Annotated in this window: 19 protein-coding genes; 10 read left to right on the top strand and 9 right to left on the bottom strand. The window is 36.4% G+C overall.

All coding sequences use genetic code 11. From position 1 onward, the window contains the following. Positions 1-3: 3 nt before the first annotated feature. The 6 genes from coaBC to hemN form a co-directional block, all read right to left on the bottom strand. Complete coding sequence (coaBC, locus tag AADH04_RS13595) at positions 4-1,194, bottom strand: bifunctional phosphopantothenoylcysteine decarboxylase/phosphopantothenate--cysteine ligase CoaBC (RefSeq protein ID WP_434777812.1); 1,191 nt, start codon at positions 1,192-1,194, stop codon at positions 4-6. Then, positions 1,191-1,736, bottom strand: coding sequence for a PqiC family protein (locus AADH04_RS13600; protein ID WP_434777813.1), 546 nt, complete (start codon positions 1,734-1,736; stop codon positions 1,191-1,193). Before AADH04_RS13600 ends, coaBC begins: the two co-directional genes overlap by 4 nt. 2 nt (positions 1,737-1,738) lie before the next feature. After that, the gene (gene pqiB / locus AADH04_RS13605) at positions 1,739-3,352 is read right to left on the bottom strand and encodes an intermembrane transport protein PqiB (RefSeq protein ID WP_434777814.1); all 1,614 of its coding nucleotides are present in this window, start codon (positions 3,350-3,352) and stop codon (positions 1,739-1,741) included. A 9-nt stretch (positions 3,353-3,361) separates the two neighbouring features. Then, positions 3,362-4,657, bottom strand: a complete 1,296-nt coding sequence (locus AADH04_RS13610; RefSeq protein ID WP_434777815.1) for a PqiA/YebS family transporter subunit — start codon at positions 4,655-4,657, stop codon at positions 3,362-3,364. A gap of 190 nt (positions 4,658-4,847) precedes the next feature. Continuing rightward, on the bottom strand, positions 4,848-6,230 hold the full coding sequence (locus tag AADH04_RS13615; RefSeq protein ID WP_434777816.1) for an NAD-dependent succinate-semialdehyde dehydrogenase: 1,383 nt from the start codon (positions 6,228-6,230) through the stop codon (positions 4,848-4,850). 218 nt (positions 6,231-6,448) lie between these two features. Beyond that, on the bottom strand, positions 6,449-7,855 hold the full coding sequence (gene hemN / locus AADH04_RS13620) for an oxygen-independent coproporphyrinogen III oxidase (RefSeq protein ID WP_434777817.1): 1,407 nt from the start codon (positions 7,853-7,855) through the stop codon (positions 6,449-6,451). A 138-nt stretch (positions 7,856-7,993) separates the two neighbouring features. On the opposite strand from hemN, the gene fnr reads away from it, so the two are divergent. Then, positions 7,994-8,728 (top strand): fumarate/nitrate reduction transcriptional regulator Fnr, encoded by a 735-nt coding sequence (gene fnr, locus AADH04_RS13625; RefSeq protein ID WP_434777818.1) that lies wholly within the window; start codon positions 7,994-7,996, stop codon positions 8,726-8,728. 117 nt (positions 8,729-8,845) lie between these two features. Continuing rightward, the gene (locus AADH04_RS13630) at positions 8,846-9,589 is read left to right on the top strand and encodes an SDR family NAD(P)-dependent oxidoreductase (RefSeq protein ID WP_434777819.1); all 744 of its coding nucleotides are present in this window, start codon (positions 8,846-8,848) and stop codon (positions 9,587-9,589) included. Positions 9,590-9,620: 31 nt separating this feature from the next. On the opposite strand, the gene AADH04_RS13635 is transcribed toward AADH04_RS13630, so the two are convergent. The 3 genes from AADH04_RS13635 to AADH04_RS13645 are packed head-to-tail and all read right to left on the bottom strand — an operon-like array spanning position 9,621 to position 10,958. Beyond that, on the bottom strand, positions 9,621-10,088 hold the full coding sequence (locus AADH04_RS13635) for a hypothetical protein (RefSeq protein ID WP_434777820.1): 468 nt from the start codon (positions 10,086-10,088) through the stop codon (positions 9,621-9,623). After that, positions 10,085-10,663 carry an aminoacyl-tRNA hydrolase gene (pth, locus tag AADH04_RS13640; protein WP_434777821.1) on the bottom strand — a complete coding sequence of 193 codons (579 nt, stop codon included), beginning with the start codon at positions 10,661-10,663 and terminating at the stop codon, positions 10,085-10,087. The genes AADH04_RS13635 and pth overlap by 4 nt, the downstream gene beginning before the upstream one ends. Position 10,664: 1 nt before the next feature. Continuing rightward, positions 10,665-10,958: an RnfH family protein gene (locus tag AADH04_RS13645; RefSeq protein ID WP_434777822.1), complete on the bottom strand. Its 294-nt coding sequence runs from the start codon at positions 10,956-10,958 to the stop codon at positions 10,665-10,667. A gap of 170 nt (positions 10,959-11,128) precedes the next feature. On the opposite strand from AADH04_RS13645, the gene AADH04_RS13650 reads away from it, so the two are divergent. The 8 genes from AADH04_RS13650 (at position 11,129) to hemW (ending at position 18,263) form a co-directional block, all read left to right on the top strand. Continuing rightward, entirely contained in the window at positions 11,129-11,974 is an 846-nt protein-coding gene (locus AADH04_RS13650; protein ID WP_434779854.1) for a 23S rRNA (adenine(2030)-N(6))-methyltransferase RlmJ, read from the top strand. A 21-nt stretch (positions 11,975-11,995) separates the two neighbouring features. Then, positions 11,996-12,979 (top strand): class 1 fructose-bisphosphatase, encoded by a 984-nt coding sequence (locus AADH04_RS13655; RefSeq protein ID WP_434779855.1) that lies wholly within the window; start codon positions 11,996-11,998, stop codon positions 12,977-12,979. A 40-nt stretch (positions 12,980-13,019) separates the two neighbouring features. Continuing rightward, positions 13,020-13,928 (top strand): 50S ribosomal protein L3 N(5)-glutamine methyltransferase, encoded by a 909-nt coding sequence (prmB, locus tag AADH04_RS13660; protein ID WP_434777823.1) that lies wholly within the window; start codon positions 13,020-13,022, stop codon positions 13,926-13,928. A gap of 170 nt (positions 13,929-14,098) precedes the next feature. Then, positions 14,099-14,974 carry a 4-hydroxy-tetrahydrodipicolinate synthase gene (gene dapA / locus AADH04_RS13665; RefSeq protein WP_434777824.1) on the top strand — a complete coding sequence of 292 codons (876 nt, stop codon included), beginning with the start codon at positions 14,099-14,101 and terminating at the stop codon, positions 14,972-14,974. 22 nt (positions 14,975-14,996) lie between these two features. Continuing rightward, a complete protein-coding gene (gene bamC / locus AADH04_RS13670; RefSeq protein WP_434777825.1) occupies positions 14,997-16,130 on the top strand; it encodes an outer membrane protein assembly factor BamC in 1,134 nt (377 codons plus the stop codon). Between the two features lie 45 nt (positions 16,131-16,175). Beyond that, positions 16,176-16,400 (top strand): hypothetical protein, encoded by a 225-nt coding sequence (locus AADH04_RS13675; protein WP_434777826.1) that lies wholly within the window; start codon positions 16,176-16,178, stop codon positions 16,398-16,400. A 32-nt stretch (positions 16,401-16,432) separates the two neighbouring features. After that, a complete protein-coding gene (rdgB, locus tag AADH04_RS13680; RefSeq protein WP_434779856.1) occupies positions 16,433-17,092 on the top strand; it encodes an RdgB/HAM1 family non-canonical purine NTP pyrophosphatase in 660 nt (219 codons plus the stop codon). Beyond that, positions 17,061-18,263: a radical SAM family heme chaperone HemW gene (gene hemW, locus AADH04_RS13685; RefSeq protein ID WP_434777827.1), complete on the top strand. Its 1,203-nt coding sequence runs from the start codon at positions 17,061-17,063 to the stop codon at positions 18,261-18,263. The genes rdgB and hemW overlap by 32 nt, the downstream gene beginning before the upstream one ends. Positions 18,264-18,266: the final 3 nt, after the last annotated feature.

An 18,266-nucleotide genomic window follows, 5' to 3' on the forward strand; every position in this document is an offset into this window, starting at 1 on the left:
TAATTAAATTAATTGACTAAGATGATTGATAATAACCTTCGCTGTATCATCCTTGTGCATTAAGGGCAATATCGTTTCAGAGTCGGATTGATCTAAAATAATGACTTGGTTGTTTTCAGAAGACATGGCTGTTTGCACCAGATTGGCTATAAGCATGGGTATCCCCTTTTTGGCTTTCTTTTTTCGTGCATTTTCAAGTAAGTGTTCACTTTCTGCAGCAAAGCCGACACAGAATGGTGGATTGGGTAGGTGAGAGACAAAAGAAAGAATATCTTGATTTTGTTCTAATTCTAGAATGGGTACCTCTTTATCATGATTTTTTTTGATTTTCTGAAGGCTTTTGTTTTTGATTCTATAATCTGCCACTGCTGCCACCGAAATAAAAATATCGCAGTGAGTTACTTCTTGTTTGACCGCTTGAAACATTGATTCAGCACTTTCGGTATGAATGGTTTTGTTCATATTTAAAGGTACTTTTTCAGATGTTTTCCCTAAAACCAAAGTCACTTGGGCTCCTGCATTCCGACAGGCTTTAGCTAGGGCAATCCCCATTTTTCCTGATGAAATATTGGTGATGCCTCGTACTGGATCAATTGCTTCGTAAGTGGAGCCTGCGGTAATCATTATTTTTTTGTCTAATAGTTTTTTCTCAGTCCAAAGATCAGGTAATAATTCAAATAGTTCTTCTGCTTCAAGCATTCTGCCTGCACCGACTTCTCCGCAGGCAAGTTCTCCTTGTGCTGGGCCAAAAATAGTCACACCATCTTTTTTGAGTTGCTCAATATTTCGTTGATTAGGTGCAGATAACCACATTTGTGTATTCATTGCTGGTGCAACGGCTAAAGGACATGTTCTGGCTAAAGCAAGGTTTGTGATGAGATTATCACAGATGCCATTTGCCAATTTGGCTAATGTATTGGTGCTCGCTGGTGCAATGAGAAAAATGTCTGCTTCTCTGGTTAATTGAATATGTGCCATACCATTACTTAATTGTTCTGCCCAAAGTTCAGTATAAACAGGCTGATTACTGAGTGCTTGGAATGTATTGGGATGAATAAATTGCGTGGCTGAATGCGTCATTACAGTTGTGACTTTATGGCCTGCCTTCGTTAATAAACGGACAAGTTCACAGCTTTTGTATGCTGCGATACCACCAGTAACGCCCAATAAAATATGTTTTTTTTGATCCATCATTCATTCATTTCAGTCAAAATAGTTTGAGTTAGCTGATCTAGGCTTGTGTCTAAAGCGCGCACCATTGCTGCATATCCATCACCTTTTTGAGCAATAGAGAAATCAAAGTTTTGGCTTTTAAGGATTTTTCCTTCAGCAGAAGTCATTTGTATAAAACCACTAACTGTTACATGACCATCATATCGGCCATAAAAACGATTAACCGCAACGGTAATATTTTTATTCAGGGGTGCCTGACTGATCACATATTCTTGCACATTTGTTTTTTTGTTTAATTTGTTGATTAAACTTTGCGTAATGCTGTTTTGAAGAGAGTCTGCCCATAAGTTTTGTTGAGAAAAATTTAAAGTGACATCATCAGTTTGATACGCCATAGAAGTGGTATTAAGGAAGTTAGGCATAGCAACTTTTAATGCAACCAAATGAGTGTTTTTTTCTTGTTTGGGTAAACCTGAGTCTGGTAAACGATAGTATTGAGTGGTAACAGATGCGCAACCACCTAAAAAAGTTAAAATCAGTGTAATAAACAGATATTTTTTCATTTTTATTTCCCTTTTGGAATCGGGTCTTTTACACTTTTATTAAAAATAAGTGCATTTGGTTGTTCATTTAAAGTACGTACAACGGGTTGAACCTGATCCAATGTTTGGTTTAATGTGTTTAACGTGTCCTTTATTTCACTATAAATTGGTGAGTCAGGAGAAACCCCTTTTAATGTTGATTGTAAACTTCTTAAGGTTTTATTTAACTCATTAGGTAAATTTTGTGTCTCTGATTGACTGGCAATTTTGTTTAGTGATGCTGTTAATTGGTGGACTTCTTTTAATGTTCCATTTAACTCTTGAACAGAACTTTCTAAAGGAAGACTATTGAGTTTGTTTAATAGTGCACTAATTTGATCTTCTAATTTAGCAAGTCCTGCTCCTTGTGATGGAATAACAGGTAATTGGTTATATTGGGCAAGGGCAGAATGCTGCGTCGTTGTATCAGAAAGAGACAAATCAATAAATAATGTTCCTGTCAGTAAACTATTACTTTGTAGCTTTGCGACAAGTCCTTTTTTGATTGAGTTTTGAATTTGTTCTTTCCAAAAAACTTCACTTTGAGTTTGTGCATTAATTTCCATTCTGTCTGGTTCTAAACGAATTAATACAGGAATAGAGCGCTCTTGGAGCATGTGTAGGCTTTTATCTTTTTCAAAATAAGGTAATTGTACTACTGAGCCGACACGAATGCCTTGGAATTCTACAGGGGAGTCGGGTGCTAAACCACGTATTGATTGGTCAAAAAACACCACATAATAAATCGAGCGCTCAGAGGGTGATTGTTTGACACGATCTACATCAGCAAATAACACAAAGCGTGCATTTTGTTGTACGGCACTTCCTTCATTTTGTCCCTCAGGAAGACCAAAGCTGATGCCTCCACCTAAAAGGGTAGGTAATGCACCAGAGCGAAGTTTTAAGCCTTCTGGTGTTGTTTGGATATCAATACCACTGGTGATCCAAAAGCGCATATTACTTTTAACCAACTGATCGTATGGCTTATCAATGAAAATTTGATAGTGTACTTTTTTGTCTTTTGGGTTAAATTGAGCAACTTCAATTCTACCAACAATAACATCTCGATAAAGAACGGGGTTACCAACGGGAATCAGTTTACTGGCTTGGCTTTCTAATTGTAGCCTTAGACCTGATTTATTAGAGGCTGTAATTGGGGGGGAGGCTAAAACAGTAAATGCACGAGAAGGAGTTTGGCTGTGCCCGGGGCTAAATTCAATATAAGCACCAGACAATAATGTGCCTAAACCTGTTATGCCTCCTTGGTCTATACGTGGCTTCACTACCCAAAACTGAGTATCTGTTTTAAGTAAATTTTCGCTGTCTGCATTTAAACGGGCAATAACTTCTACCCCATTTTCTGCCTTATTTAAACGAATTTCTGTTACTCTACCCACTTCCACACTGAGTACCCTAATGACGGTTTTATTTACTTCAATGCCTTCTGCACTGTCCATATATAGGGTAATTTCAGGCCCCCTTTGTTGGACTGTTTCAATAAGCATCCATATACCTATAAAAAGTGCAATAACAGGTACTAGCCACACTAAAGAGACCAAACGATTTGGAGACACAATTGCTTTTTTACTTTCAGCCATTTTAACTTTCTATTTATCTTTGACTATTTTATCCCAAACAAGGCGTATATCAAATTTTGTGACAGCAATCATACTAAGAACAACAACTGCACAAAAGTACATTACAGCTTCTCCAGGCAATACTTTTGCACCGGGAATTTGAACCAAAGTCACCATTAATACAACCACAAATACATCTACCATAGACCAGCGTCCAATAAACTCAATGATTCTATAAAGTTTTGTTAAAACTAAAGCTGGCGCAAGTGGTTTGATTTTAGCACTAATTAATAAAATCACAATTGCCACCATTTTGACTAAAGGAACCATTAAACTGGCACTAAAAATAACAGCAGCAATAAATTTGGAATCATTATTCCACATATAAATAATGCCTTCTAAAATATTAGTGGCAATATAGTTAAATGGTGTGATGGTGATCATCATGGGAAAGAGATTTGCAGGAAAATAAAGAATAATGGCAGATATAAGTAAAGCCAACGTAATTTGAATACTTTTAGGCGCTCTTTTTCTCAAGGAGTGATGACATACTGTACATGTTTTTTGCGTCGCATCATTAAAAAAGAAGCATTCTTTACATGCTAAAGCGTGATTTTCTGCTTTATGTGGTTGAAAGTCTGGTGTTTTTAATTGTTTTAATTGAAAGTATAACCAATGAGGGTGGACAAAAATACTGCTTCTGACCAAACAAAGAGAAAAACAGATTAACGCCCAAAATGATAATCCAAAATGCATGTCAGCGACGCTTCTAATTTTGACCATAGCCACAAAAACACTAATCACAAAAATATCAATCATAACCCAAGGCTTGATTTTGACGACTAAGAACATAAATTTATCTAAATATTGAGTATCATGTTTAAAATACAAACTATGGTAAACAAATAAATTGGATAATAAAAACATCAATGGTGCGGCAAATAAGAAAATCAACAATATATTCGCTAAAAAATCATATTCATCTTTAAAAAGTAAACCTGCCGCTTCAGGTAAAGATAAATAGAAACTTGCAGCTCCAACTTGAACCCCCATAAAGGTAAAGCAAAAACTGAGAAACATAAATATTAACGCTGCCGTTGAAAAGGCAATTGGACTTAAATAGGGGCTATACGAAATACTGATCAGTTGGTGGTGACAAATTGGGCAATGAGCATTTTGACCATTTCTAATCTCAGGTAAACAAACAGTATGTCCACAATCAGGACAACACACATCATGACTTGGACAAGTAAAGTCTCCTGGTTTTTTAAACTCAGTTTTAATGGTACATATATTCTGATAAAAAGAGTAAAGCAGTTTTTTCATAGGTTGCTTATTGTAAATAAAAATAGTTTATTTGAACATGGTTCATGATTTAATAATGAGACTTTTTACAATAAGTATATGAATCAATTTTATTGAGGCAGTCATAATAGAGGCATTTTACGTATTTAAGCGAGGTATAAATATAAGCTGGGCATGATAAAATACCCAGCTTTAACAATTTAAATAAATTTTAAATTGTTTTTTTAGGAGAGACAATAAGTTTTTGGTTTAGGAATTCTTTAATGCCCATATCTGAGAGTTCTTTTCCATAACCTGAGTTTTTGACTCCGCCAAATGGTAGCTCTGGTGAAGAGTCAACTAAGCCATTTACTGCAACCATACCCGTATCTAATTGAGAGGCTACACGATTGCCACGGGTAATATCTTGTGTGAATACCGATCCACCTAAGCCATAAGGAGAGTTGTTGGCCAGTTTAATGGCTTCATCTTCGTTTTTAACGACAAAAAATAATGCAACAGGACCAAAAAATTCCTGATAAAAAACAGGGTTCTCTTCAGTTATGTCACCAAGAATAGTTGGTTGCATAAAGGCACCAACATGCTCACAACGTTTACCACCTAGTAATACTTTTGCACCATGTTTGACTGCTGTGGCTACTTGTTCTTCTAACTGAGATAAGGCTTCTTGGGAACTGAGAGGGGCCATATTGGTTTGTGGGTCAAGTGGGTCACCTGGTTGGAACACTTTTAAACGTTCACGAAAAGCATTTAAAAATTGATCAGCGATTTTTTTAGCAACAATAAATCGTTTAGATCCACAACAAACCTGTCCACTGTTACTCATTCGTCCAGGAACCGCCATATTGACAGCCAGATCAAGGTCGCAATCTTCCAATACAATAAATGGGTCACTACCGCCTAATTCCATAGTCGATTTTTTTAAGTTTTTGCCTGCTTCCATGGCTAAAGCTTGACCGGCTTTTTCTGAACCAGTAAGAGCAACACCGCGAGTACGAGGGTCTTGAATCAATTTGGCCACTTGGGCGCTATTTGCAAAAATATTGGTATAGGCTCCTTTAGGTAAACCTGCATCATGTAATATTTTTTCAAATGCTAACGCACATTGTGGCACGTTATGAGCATGTTTGACTAACAAAGTATTGCCACAAGCAAGGTTTGGGGCAGCAATTCTGGCCAATTGATAGTAAGGGTAGTTCCATGGTTCCACTGCCACCAAAACACCAATTGGGTGGTTTTCGATCCATGCTGACTCTTCTGCGGTTTCTTTAATTAATTTGGGTTGTAAGAACGTTTGTGCATGAGTTGCATAATAATCTAAAATAGCTGCAGAGATTTTAACTTCTCCTTCGCTCTCTTTAATGCGTTTACCCATTTCTAATGTAATGAGTTTTGCCAAGTCATCTACTTGTTCAAGCATAAGTTGTGCTGCTTTTTTGAGTATGGCACAACGCTCTGAAATACTTTTTTTTGACCAATTGTCTTGATAACAATGATGCGCAGTATTTAAAGCTTGGCTGACTTGTTCATCTGTTAAAGAGTCAAAGGATTTTAATACTTCTGAGTTGTAGGGGTTAATACTTTGGTAAGCCATGATTTACTCCTTTGTGTGGATTATTATTTTTCGAATATGTTATTAATTGATACAAATACTCTTAAGTTTTACTGTTTCATAGTATTGTATTTTACCTTGTTATACAAGATGCTTGTTTTCTGGCTAAAAGTGAATTGTTGTTGGGGAAAAAGAGTACAAATATTATGGGAATTTTAAAGAAAGCTCTATACTGATTTAGTATAGAGCTTTGTTGATGTTTAAATGGTTTTTGAGTAATTGGCTTGTTTAGGTTTAGTGCGAAGATATTGGTCAAAAACCATCGCAATATTGCGAATTAAAAAACGACCTTTTGGTTTGATGACAATGCTGTGTTTGTCCATGCTTAATAAGCCAAGTTGTTCCAGTTCTTTTAGTTTAACCATTTCTTCGGAAAAATATTGCTGGAACTGAATTTGGTACAGTTCTTCATAGACACTAAAACATAAAGAAAATTGACACATGAGCGCTTGGATAATGTTTCGGCGTAATAGGTCATCTTTATTTAAAGTCAGACCACGCATAACGGGTAAACGTCCTTCATCAATTGCTTGATAGTAATGATCCAATTCTTTTTCATTTTGTGTGTAACTGGCACCGATTTGACCAATACTGGATACACCTAAACCAATTAAGTCACAGTCTGAATGGGTGGAGTAGCCTTGGAAGTTTCGGTGTAAGCGACCTTGACGTAATGCAACAGATAGTTCGTCATTCGGTTTGGCAAAGTGATCCATACCAATAAAAATATAGCCTTTATCTGTTAATGTTTGAACAGAGTTTTGTAATATGTCTAATTTTTCAGAGGCACTGGGTAAATCTGCCTCGTTAATTCGACGTTGCGGCATAAATAAAGTAGGTAAGTGAGCATAATTATATAGAGCAATACGGTCAGGTTCTAAAGACAAAACAGTATCCAGTGTTTGTGCTACTGATTTACTACTTTGCAAAGGTAAACCATAAATTAAATCGACACTGATTGATTTGAATTGTGCTGCACGAGCTGCGTCAATAACAGTGGCTGTTTCTTCAACGCTTTGCACACGATTGACTGCTTCTTGTACTGAGTGATTAAAATCTTGTATTCCAACACTCATTCTATTAAAACCAAGCTGCCCTAAATGTTGTACTGTATCGGACCCAATTTTACGAGGATCTATTTCGATACTGTACTCCCCATGAGCAAGAAATTCGAAATGTTCCTTTAATAGGCCGATGATGCGAGTAAATTGTTTATCACTAAAGAAAGTAGGGGTGCCACCACCAAAATGTAATTGCATCAATGGCTCTTTTTTGCCAATGATATTGGTGACCATTTTAAGTTCTTTTTCTAGATAGTCTAGGTAGACATCTGCAAGCGATTTGTTTTTTGTGATGATTTTGTTACAACCACAGTAGTAACAAATAGTGTTGCAAAAAGGAACATGTATATAAACAGACAATGGTTTATGTAATGCACCAATGGTTCTTTGTTCTAGTTTCTTTTGATAATCAGTACTGGTAAAAGCTTGATTGAAACGATCAGCGGTAGGATATGATGTGTAACGTGGGCCTGATCCAGCAAGTTTTTCTATTAAAGCTCGATCAAACTCTACCGTATCTGGTAAGTTTTTTTGAATAGAGTCCATAAATCAAAAGGTCTTCTCGTGTAATAAGTGTGGATTAAATTTTTTTAGTTTGTTAGAATGACACAAGCGGTCTAGTTTTATTTTGACTATCGTCAATTATTATGAAATATTTCATAAATAACAAGCGTTAAAATATATATGAGCAATACGCCACACCTAAAACCACTTCGCACACTTTGTTCAAGCTGCAGCTTACGTGAGTTATGTTTGCCTGTAGGGTTGAACCGTGATGAAGTTGAGCAATTGGATGCTGTCATTCGTCAAAGTAGAGTTGTTAAACGGGGGGAATATCTCTATCGCAGTGGAGAAGAGTTTAAATCTTTATACGCCATAAGAACAGGTTTTTTAAAGGCTTGTGTTTCAAGTCAGGATGGGCGTGAGCAAGTAACTGGCTTTTATATGTCTGGTGATTTGGTCGGTTTGGATGGTATTTCTTCAAACCATCACGGTTGTGATGCGATTGCTTTAGAAGACAGCGAAGTATGTGAATTACCTTTTGCGCGTTTAGAAGAAATTGGTCGAGTGATTCCTTCTTTACAAACCCATTTTTATCGATTGATGAGCCGAGAAATCGTTAGAGACCAAGGGGTTATGCTTCTTTTGGGTAATATGAAAGCAGAAGAAAGATTGGCTGCGTTCTTATTAAATATTTCTCAGCGCTTGTATTCTCGTGGTTTTGCTGCAAATGATTTTGTGTTGCGGATGACCCGTGAAGAAATAGGCAGCTATTTAGGCTTAAAACTGGAAACAGTTAGCCGTACATTATCTAAATTTCAGAATGATGGTTGGATTGAAGTAAATCATAAACACATTAAATTGTTAAAACCTAAAGAGTTAAAAGAGCTTGTATCAGGTTGTGCCCATCAAATTTAATTTAGACCGAACTTATGATAAAAATAGCCACTCTATACAATAGAGTGGCTATTTTTATGTTATTTTAAAAATAGCGATAAAATATCAGTTACAGATGGATTTATAAGGAGAATAAGAATGAAATTTCAAGACAAAGTGGTTATTGTCACTGGTGGCTCTAGTGGTATCGGTGAGGCAACAGTAAAAGCATTTGCATCTGAAGGGGCAAAAACAGTTATTGCCGATTTTTCAGAAAAAGGTCAATTATTGGCAGATCAATTAAATAATAATGGACATGAAAGTTTATTTGTTAAAGTTGATGTTACTAATGAAGTTGATACCCAAAATATGGTTGAAAAGGTTGTACAGAAATTTGGTCGAATAGATGTTTTATTTGCTAATGCAGGCATTGGGCAGGCAAAGAAAATTTCTGAGATGACTTTGCAAGATTGGCAAAAGGTTATTGATGTTAATTTAAATGGTGTTTTTTTGTCGGATAAATATGTTATTGAACAAATGTTAAAACAAGAATTTGGCGGATCAATTGTAAACTGTGGTTCGATACATAGTTTTGTGGGTAAATCTTCTGTTACTGCTTATGCTGCAGCAAAAGGTGCCGTGAAACTATTGACTCAAACATTAGCAATAGATTATGCAAAAAATAATATACGAGTGAATGCTGTGTGCCCAGGCTATATAGACACACCTTTATTAAAAGACATACCAATACAGGCTAAAGAAGAGTTGATTAGGTTGCATCCACAAGGAAGACTAGGCAAGGCTGAAGAAGTAGCTAATGTGGTGTTGTTTTTAGCCAGTGATCAGGCTTCTTTTGTTAATGGAACAACTTTATTGGTTGATGGTGGCTATACCGCTCAATAGGGGTTATTTGAGTACTCTTGTTTTTATATCGTTATCCTGCTGTAGATTGAAAGTTGTAAATGCGCCATTCTCCTTTGGCATTTTGGCGCATTTCTATGGAAATAAGACAGCTAGGCGTTTCTGTTGAACGTAAACGAAAGCCAATAGATGGCATGTCTATTGTTTTGTTGGTAAGCAAACGACGTAAACGATTACCGTTTGATTGATAAGGGTGTGAGCTTGTAATAGTAAGTTTTTTGTTCGTACATAATTGGCGGTTCATGTTTCTTTGAAAAGAGATAAAGTCATTACCAAGTAAGCTTTTTTTACCCAGAGTAAGGTGCCAGGCTTGCTCATAATTATTTTGCTGTATTGTGGATAAAAAAGCTTCTGTAACGTTTTGGGCTTCTTGATATTTATATTCTGTTTTAAGCCAATAAAAACACATAATACTGATTATGGTTAATAATGTAGCTAAGCTTAAATAAATAATTGGTTTTTTTTTGTTTATAAGGTTCATTTTTTGCTATGAAGTTCTTGAGTGGCCATGGCAAAGTCATCTTTGAGTAATAAAGGAAAAATAGCCAAAGCATTATTGATACCAGTATCTATTAACTCCTGCTCTGTTTTAGGTGCTTTTTTTAATACATAAGCGACAACCAAATTTTTATCCCCAGGGTGACCTATACCAAGGCGTAAACGCCAAAAATTTGGTGTGCCTAATTTTGCTTGGATATCTTTTAAGCCATTATGTCCACCATTACTTCCTCCTTGTTTGAGTTTTACTGCTGCAGGAGGGATATCCAGTTCATCATGTACCACTAAAATTTCATCTGGCGCTATTTTATAAAATAGCGCCAATGCTGCGACAGAAATACCAGAACGATTCATAAAGGTTTGTGGTTTTAAAAGCCAAATGTCACCAGTTGATAGGGAGGCTTTGGCAACTTCTGCGTGAAATTTATTTTCTTGTTTAAATGAGGCTTGCCATTTATATGCCAATTCATCCAATAACCAAAAGCCTGCATTATGACGTGTTTGTGCATATTCAGTGCCAGGATTGCCTAGTCCAACAATTAATTTGATTTTTGACATATCATGCTTCCTTTTTTGTTCTTTGTGCTCGTTTGCGACGAGTTTCTTTTGGATCTGCAATTAAAGGACGATAAATTTCTACTCTATCTAAATGTTTTAATAGCGTATCTGGTGTCGTTTTTTTACTGTATATTCCTAATGATAAGGTTGCAGAAATTTGAGAGGGGGTCAGTAAACCTGATTGTTTGACTGCTTCTAATGCTGTGGTACCTAATGGTACTTCAAGTAATATCTGTTTTTGTTCATTGGCAAGAGCCATGACAATTTCTACCATAATATTTTGTGTGATCGTCATACTGAATACAACTCAAAAATATGAAAATAAAGGCGAATTCTAACGTAAACAAGGCAATCTTACTACCAAACAATAATTAAAGTGTCTTTTGTTCTGAGCTTTTATACGCAAATGTGTTTGGTTTTTTGATTTATTAAAGTACAATGAATGTTTTATTGCTTTTTTTTGTGATGCTAAGTTATCGCCATGCTTTTCATGCGGCCAATCATGCAGATGTTTTGAAACATTTTGTATTGACTTTAACGCTTGATTACTTCAACCAAAAAGATAAACCATACTGGTATATTGATACTCATGCAGGTGCTGGGCAATATGACCTAAATTCTGAATATGCTCAAAAAACAACTGAATACTTAACAGGTTTTCATTTGTTACAGCAGCATTATCAAGAGTTACCATCCACTTTAAAACACTTTGTTGATTTAATTGAGCAAACGCAACAAAATAATGCTTCTTACTATCCAGGTTCCCCTAAAATAGCAGATCATTTGGTTAGAAAAACAGATTCTTTACGTTTGTTTGAATTACATCCAACAGATAGTGTCTTTTTGATTGATGCTTTTCGCTCAGCTGGGCGTAGGGTTCAGATTAAAGTAGAAGATGGTTTTGAAGGCGTTATTCGGATTCTACCACCAGCTCCTCGTCGTTCAGTTATATTAATTGACCCACCATATGAAGAAAAAACAGATTACATCAAGGTTGTGCAAACGCTAAAAAAAGCAATAGAACGTTTTGCAACAGGGTGTTATTTGCTTTGGTATCCTTGTTTATCAAGGGTTGAAAGCAAAAAGTTGCCTGAGCAATTAAAAAAAATCGTACCCAATCATTATTTAAATACTCAATTGATTGTTCAAGAAGAAAGTCAAGATGGATTTGGTATGTTTGGTAGTGGTATGTTTGTCATTAACCCACCATTTTTGTTAAAACAGCAATTACAAGAAAGCTTACCCGTGCTGGTTAAACTATTAAAGCAAGACAATAAAGCTCGTTTTGTATTGGATGCACAGATTAGATAAGGATTTTACGATATTATGGCTATGTTAGATTTTCAGTCTTTTTTACAGGATTACGCTCAAAAACACCAAGTGCCTGAAGCACTGAATTCTGTATTGTTTTCCTTGATGGATGCATGTGCACAAATTCATCATCAAGTTCGTCAAGGTGCATTAGCAGGTGTTTTAGGGGATGCAGGTACAGGTAATGTTCAAGGGGAACAACAAAAGAAACTGGATGTGATTGCCAATCAAATTCTGGTCGACTCACTTAAAGCAAATCAGTCTGTTGCAGGGTTGGCCAGTGAAGAAGAAGAAGAGTTTATTCTCGTCAATAATCAAGGCAATTATTTGGTTTTATTTGACCCCTTAGATGGCTCTTCTAATATTGATGTCAATATCTCTGTTGGCACTATTTTTTCTATACTGGCTCACCAAGCTGGCGACAATGTATGTACCGAAAGTTTTTTGCAAAATGGACAAAAACAAGTCGCATCTGGTTATTGCTTATATGGTCCACAAACACAGTGGGTCTTTACCTTTGGGGAAGGTGTGTTTGTATTTACTCTGGATCAAAACACCAATACATTTTTATTAACCAAAGACAATGTTATCGTACCTACACAAACAAAAGAATTTGCCATTAATATGTCTAATCAACGACATTGGCAAAAACCGGTCCAAACTTATATCGCTGAGCTTTTAGCGGGTGAAGAGGGTGTTAGAAATAAAAATTATAATATGCGCTGGGTTGCTTCTATGGTAGCAGAGGTACATCGGATATTGATGCGTGGTGGAATATTTATGTATCCTCGTGACAATAGAGAACCAGAAAAAGCAGGTAAATTGCGTTTGATGTATGAAGCTAACCCTATGAGTTTATTGATCCAAGCTGCAGGAGCAAAAGCCACTGATGGGCAAAATGATATTCTTTCGATAAAACCTGAGGGATTACACCAACGTGTTGCTGTATTTTTGGGCAGCTCACAAGAAGTGGACTATGTGACTGATTTACATAAAAAATCATAAATGACAAAATGGTCTAATCTAAATATAAATGGGGTGCCTTATGGATCAAACCTTTTTAGTGGCAAAAGAGCAATTGCATACGTTAAGGGATTATTTACGTTTTACAGTTAGCCAATTTAACCAAGCTAAGTTATATTTTGGACATGGTTCTAATAATGCGTATGATGAAGCAGCCTATTTATTACTGCATACATTGGGTTTGCCTTTGGATCAGTTAGAACCATATTTAGACGCTCGCTTATTACCAGAAGAAAAAGAACGCCTTTTATCATTGGTTTATTTACGTGTGACCAAACATATGCCTGTAGCGTACTTAACCAATCAAGCATGGCAAGGTGAGTTTGATTTTTATGTGGATGAGAGGGTTCTTGTACCCAGATCCTTTATTTCCGAGGTTTTAGGCGAATCATTAAGACCTTGGATTGAGTTTCCTGAGTTGGTGCATAATGCTTTGGATTTATGTACAGGAAGCGGTTGTTTAGCTATTCAACTGGCCCATTATTATCCAGATGCACAAATTGATGCAGTAGACATTAGTTTAGAAGCGTTGGAAGTCGCGGCAATCAATATAGAGGCTTATGCTTTAGAAGAGCAAATACAGTTGATTCATACAAACTTGTTTGAAGGCTTAGAACAAACATATGATTTGATTATCAGTAATCCGCCTTATGTTGATGCACCTAGTGTTGATTGTTTGCCTGATGAGTATTTGCATGAACCAGAAATCGCTTTGGGATCAGGAATGGATGGTTTGGATGCAACAAAACAAATCATTGCTCAAGCAGCAGATTATTTAAATCCCAAAGGGGTCTTAATTGTTGAAATTGGTCATAACAGAGACATATTAGAAACAACATTTCCTAGCTTGCCTTTTACTTGGCTCGAAACCAGTTCAGGTGATGGTTTTGTATTTTTATTAACCAGAGAAGATTTATTAGGTGATTTTTAATAAAAATATTCTTCATATATTTTTAGTCAATGCCTAATAAATTAAAGAAAGTATTTTGTTCCGAAACGTTACAAAACGTAAAAGCAAGTAATTGCGCTTTGAGGCAATAAAAAAATAAGCTACAATCGGAGCATTATTTTTCCTCCATTTATTCAAAAGGTAGATGAAATATGCTTAAAGGCAGTATTGTTGCAATAATTACCCCTATGCTTGAAGATGGTCAGGTTGATTATCCTAGTTTGAATAAGTTGATTGACTGGCATATTCAAAGTGGCACTGATGCGATTGTTTCAGTTGGCACAACAGGTGAGTCAGCCACCTTGAATGTAGAAGAACATTTAAATGTGATTAGCGCAACAGTCAAGCACGTTAATAAGCGTATTCCTGTCATTGCTGGCACTGGTGGTAATTCAACAGCAGAAGCAATTGCATTGGCTTCAGAGGCCCAAAGATTGGGTGCTGATATGAGTTTATCTGTTGTGCCTTATTATAATAAACCTACTCAAGAAGGTATCTATCAACATTTTAAAGCAATCGCTGAAAAAACCTCTTTGCCCATTATTTTATATAATGTGCCAGGCCGTACCGTGGCTGATATGAGTAATGAGACAGCATTGCGTTTGGCTCAAATAGATAATATCGTTGGCATTAAAGATGCAACAGGTAATTTGGCTCGAGCATGTGACTTATTCTTACGAGCACCTGAAAATTTTGCTATTTATACTGGCGAAGATGGTGTTGCAATGGCATTTTTGTTGTCTGGTGGACATGGTGTGATTTCTGTAACAGCCAATGTGGCGCCAGAATTAATGAAACAAATGTGTGATGCTGCATTAAAAGGTGATATACAGCAAGCTAAGGCGTTGAATAATAAACTTCAGGGATTACACAGCAGCTTATTTTGTGAAGCTAATCCTATCCCTGCAAAATGGGCTGTGGCGCATATGGGATTATGTAAGGATACCTTGCGCTTGCCCATGACACCTTTATCTGAATCAGGACAAACTCAAGTGCTCGCGGCCATGAAGCAAGCACAACTAATTTAATCATTAGGAAAGTCATTATCAAATGAAATCGTTACGTTTTACGCTTATTACATTAGCTGTAATCAGTATTGCTGCTTGTTCAAGTAGTAAAAAAGATCCAAAATTAGATTACCAAACAGTAGGGGCTGGGCAAGAAGTTCGTTTGGATATGCCTCCTGATTTAACAACCCCTAAGGGACAAACTCGTTATACCATTCCCGCTGGAAGTGGCACAGCTTCTGCCAATAGCACACAGACTCAACCAAGTGTGACTTATAACAATGGCGTTTTAGCTCCTGTTAAAGATATGCATATTGAGCGTGATGGTAGTCAACGTTGGTTGGTTATTGAAAACAAACAACCTGCAGAAATTTGGCCTATTTTGAAAGTGTTTTGGCAGGAAATGGGGTTTGTCATTAAAAATGAAGAACCTGAAATTGGTTTAATGGAGACAGAGTGGGCTGAAAATCGGGCAAAATTACCAAACGACGGTTTTCGTAATTTATTGGAAAAAGTAGGGATTGGTTCTGTTTATTCGACATCTGAGCGTGATAAATTTTTTGTTCGCTTAGAAAAAACAGAAAATGGAACGGATGTATTCTTTTCTCATAAAGGTTTGTATGAAATTTATACCTCTGAGAGAAAAGATACTACTGCATGGCAACCTCGCCCGAGTGACCCAGAGTTAGAAGCTTCATTTCTAGGTCGCTTTATGGTTCGTTTAGGTGCAGATGAGCAGGTTACACAACAACAGTTGGCCAATAATGAAACACCGACTGGTGCTCGAGCAAGGGTTAGTGACAATACCTTAATCGTTAATGATCAGTTTGATCGTGCGTGGAGAAGGGTTGGTTTGGCTTTGGATCGTGTTGGGTTAACTGTAACTGATAGAAATAGAGCAGAAGGTATTTATTATGTACGTCCTGCATTAAATGAGGTTGAAACCCAATATGATAAAGACCCCGGTTTCTTTAAACGTTTATTTGGTGGGAAAAAGAAAAAAGTATCTGAACCTAAAAACAGCATCATGTTAACCAATAAAGAAGAGTTGCGTGTTCAGGTTGTACAAAGTACAAATGGCACAACAGTGGTTACTTTATTAGATGATGCTGGTCAGAAAATGACATCTACTGAAGCGAGAACCGCATTAAGTCGTTTACAAACAGAGTTACAGTAAGAGGTAAGAGAAAATCTCCTTTAATGTTTTTAAAGGAGATTTTTAATGAATATCATGCATAAAAGTTATTTGTTTCTTATTTTCTTTACAGTATTTTTTATTTTACTTATAGGTTTTGGCGCCTATTTTTTAAAAACACAAATTGTATTAAGTATCATTTGCTTTTTTATGGCTTTTATCTGTGTGGTAGGGCAAATGATGACGATTGCCTTGATGCATAAAAGATCACAGCAAAATATAGAAAAGAATAATCCTTTTAATGAAAAGTGAGTATATTTAACCTTATGTCAAGTCACGCTCCTATTTTTGATAAATTGGTTCTGGCCAGTAATAATGCTGGTAAATTACGGGAAATTCAGGCTTTTTTTGAGCCATATAGAATAGAGGTTATTCCACAAGGGCAATTAAATGTGCCTGAGTGTCCAGAGCCTCATTTTACTTTTTTAGAAAATGCCTTAGCAAAAGCAAGGCATGCCAGTGAATATACAGGGTTACCTGCATTAGCAGATGATTCAGGTATTTGTGCGACGGCTTTAAATGGTGCGCCAGGTGTGCTGTCTGCCCGCTTTGCTGGGGAAGAAAAGTCAGATCAGGCAAATAACCAGAAGTTGGTTCAGGTTTTGGCTGAGCATGAGAATAAGGAAGTTTGGTATGTCTGTTCTTTAGTTTTGGTTCGTAACCCAATGGATCCTCAACCCATTATTGCTGATGGTGTTTGGCAAGGAGAATTTATTGATCAGCCAAAGGGAGACGGAGGATTTGGGTATGACCCACATTTTTTCTTAACAGAATATCGTCAAACTGTCTCAGAGCTCTCTGCGACAATTAAAAATAGATTAAGCCATAGAGGGCAAGCTTTAACCATGCTTATGGATAAAATGGACGTTTTATACGAACGTGCTGGCTTAGCTGTCCCAGAAGATTCTTTTCATGTTACCTGTCCAACCGATATCCGTTTATAAAGCTTCTGGTCATGAGCAAATATTGGCGGCTTTGCCGCCATTATCTTTGTATGTTCATTTTCCATGGTGTATTCAAAAATGCCCTTATTGTGACTTCAACTCTCATGTATTAAAAAAAGACACCTTTGATGAAAAAAGCTATATAGATTATTTATTATTTGATTTAGAAAGTGAGCTGCCTTTTGTTTGGGGGCGCTCTGTTCATACAGTATTTTTGGGAGGAGGAACGCCTAGCTTATTTTCTGCAGATGCAATCAATACGTTGTTAAATGGTATTCGTTCACGTATTAAATTATTACCTGGGGCAGAAATAACCATGGAAGCTAATCCAGGTACTTTTGAACAAGATAAATTTGTAGGATTTAAAGAGGCGGGAGTCAATAGGTTATCAATTGGTGTGCAGAGTTTTCATGATGAGCAATTACAGTATTTAGGTCGTATACATAATGTCAAGGAAGCTAAAAAAGCGGTAACATTGGCAATAGATATATTTGAAAAAGTTAATATTGATTTAATGTATGCGTTACCCAAACAAACCGTTGTCCAAGCTCAGTATGATGTCCAAACAGCAATTGGTTTAGGCGTGAAACATATCAGCGCTTATCATTTAACCATTGAACCGAATACGCCTTTTGCACAATTTCCACCTAAAGATTTACCAGAAGATGATTTATCCTTAGATATAGAAGATATTGTTCACAATGAGTTAGGTAAAGCTGATTTTGAACATTATGAAGTATCGGCCTTCTCAAAAGAGCAAAACTATTGCCAACATAATATAAATTATTGGCAATTTGGTGATTATATTGGCATAGGGGCAGGTGCACATGGTAAGATCAGTTATCCAACGCATATTGAGCGTACTGTCCGATATAAACATCCAAAAGAGTATATTCAGAGTGTGCAAGCAGGTTTATCAAATAAACAAAGAAAAATGATTCAATATGATGATTTGGCTTTTGAATTTATGCTCAATGTGCTGCGTTTGAGTCAAGGAGTGCCTAAATCATTATTTCAGGAGCGAACAGGCTTAAGTTTAGTGGCCATTTTACCTCAATTACAAAAAGCACAAACATTACAATTAATCGAAGCTTCGCCTGATTTATTGAAGCCTACAAAATTAGGGAAGCAATTTTTAAATGACCTTTTAGGTCTGTTTTTAAAGGAGTAATAG

The sequence above is a fragment of the Neisseria sp. Ec49-e6-T10 genome (genome assembly GCF_051132615.1).
Taxonomy (GTDB): domain Bacteria; phylum Pseudomonadota; class Gammaproteobacteria; order Burkholderiales; family Neisseriaceae.

Coding starts and splice junctions, on each gene's coding strand:
- coaBC (WP_434777812.1), bottom strand. CDS start 1,194: ATGATGGATCAAAAAAAACATATTTTATTGGGCGTTACTGGTGGTATC.
- AADH04_RS13600 (WP_434777813.1), bottom strand. CDS start 1,736: ATGAAAAAATATCTGTTTATTACACTGATTTTAACTTTTTTAGGTGGT.
- pqiB (WP_434777814.1), bottom strand. CDS start 3,352: ATGGCTGAAAGTAAAAAAGCAATTGTGTCTCCAAATCGTTTGGTCTCT.
- AADH04_RS13610 (WP_434777815.1), bottom strand. CDS start 4,657: ATGAAAAAACTGCTTTACTCTTTTTATCAGAATATATGTACCATTAAA.
- AADH04_RS13615 (WP_434777816.1), bottom strand. CDS start 6,230: ATGGCTTACCAAAGTATTAACCCCTACAACTCAGAAGTATTAAAATCC.
- hemN (WP_434777817.1), bottom strand. CDS start 7,855: ATGGACTCTATTCAAAAAAACTTACCAGATACGGTAGAGTTTGATCGA.
- fnr (WP_434777818.1), top strand. CDS start 7,994: ATGAGCAATACGCCACACCTAAAACCACTTCGCACACTTTGTTCAAGC.
- AADH04_RS13630 (WP_434777819.1), top strand. CDS start 8,846: ATGAAATTTCAAGACAAAGTGGTTATTGTCACTGGTGGCTCTAGTGGT.
- AADH04_RS13635 (WP_434777820.1), bottom strand. CDS start 10,088: ATGAACCTTATAAACAAAAAAAAACCAATTATTTATTTAAGCTTAGCT.
- pth (WP_434777821.1), bottom strand. CDS start 10,663: ATGTCAAAAATCAAATTAATTGTTGGACTAGGCAATCCTGGCACTGAA.
- AADH04_RS13645 (WP_434777822.1), bottom strand. CDS start 10,958: ATGACGATCACACAAAATATTATGGTAGAAATTGTCATGGCTCTTGCC.
- AADH04_RS13650 (WP_434779854.1), top strand. CDS start 11,129: ATGCTAAGTTATCGCCATGCTTTTCATGCGGCCAATCATGCAGATGTT.
- AADH04_RS13655 (WP_434779855.1), top strand. CDS start 11,996: ATGTTAGATTTTCAGTCTTTTTTACAGGATTACGCTCAAAAACACCAA.
- prmB (WP_434777823.1), top strand. CDS start 13,020: ATGGATCAAACCTTTTTAGTGGCAAAAGAGCAATTGCATACGTTAAGG.
- dapA (WP_434777824.1), top strand. CDS start 14,099: ATGCTTAAAGGCAGTATTGTTGCAATAATTACCCCTATGCTTGAAGAT.
- bamC (WP_434777825.1), top strand. CDS start 14,997: ATGAAATCGTTACGTTTTACGCTTATTACATTAGCTGTAATCAGTATT.
- AADH04_RS13675 (WP_434777826.1), top strand. CDS start 16,176: ATGAATATCATGCATAAAAGTTATTTGTTTCTTATTTTCTTTACAGTA.
- hemW (WP_434777827.1), top strand. CDS start 17,061: ATGTTACCTGTCCAACCGATATCCGTTTATAAAGCTTCTGGTCATGAG.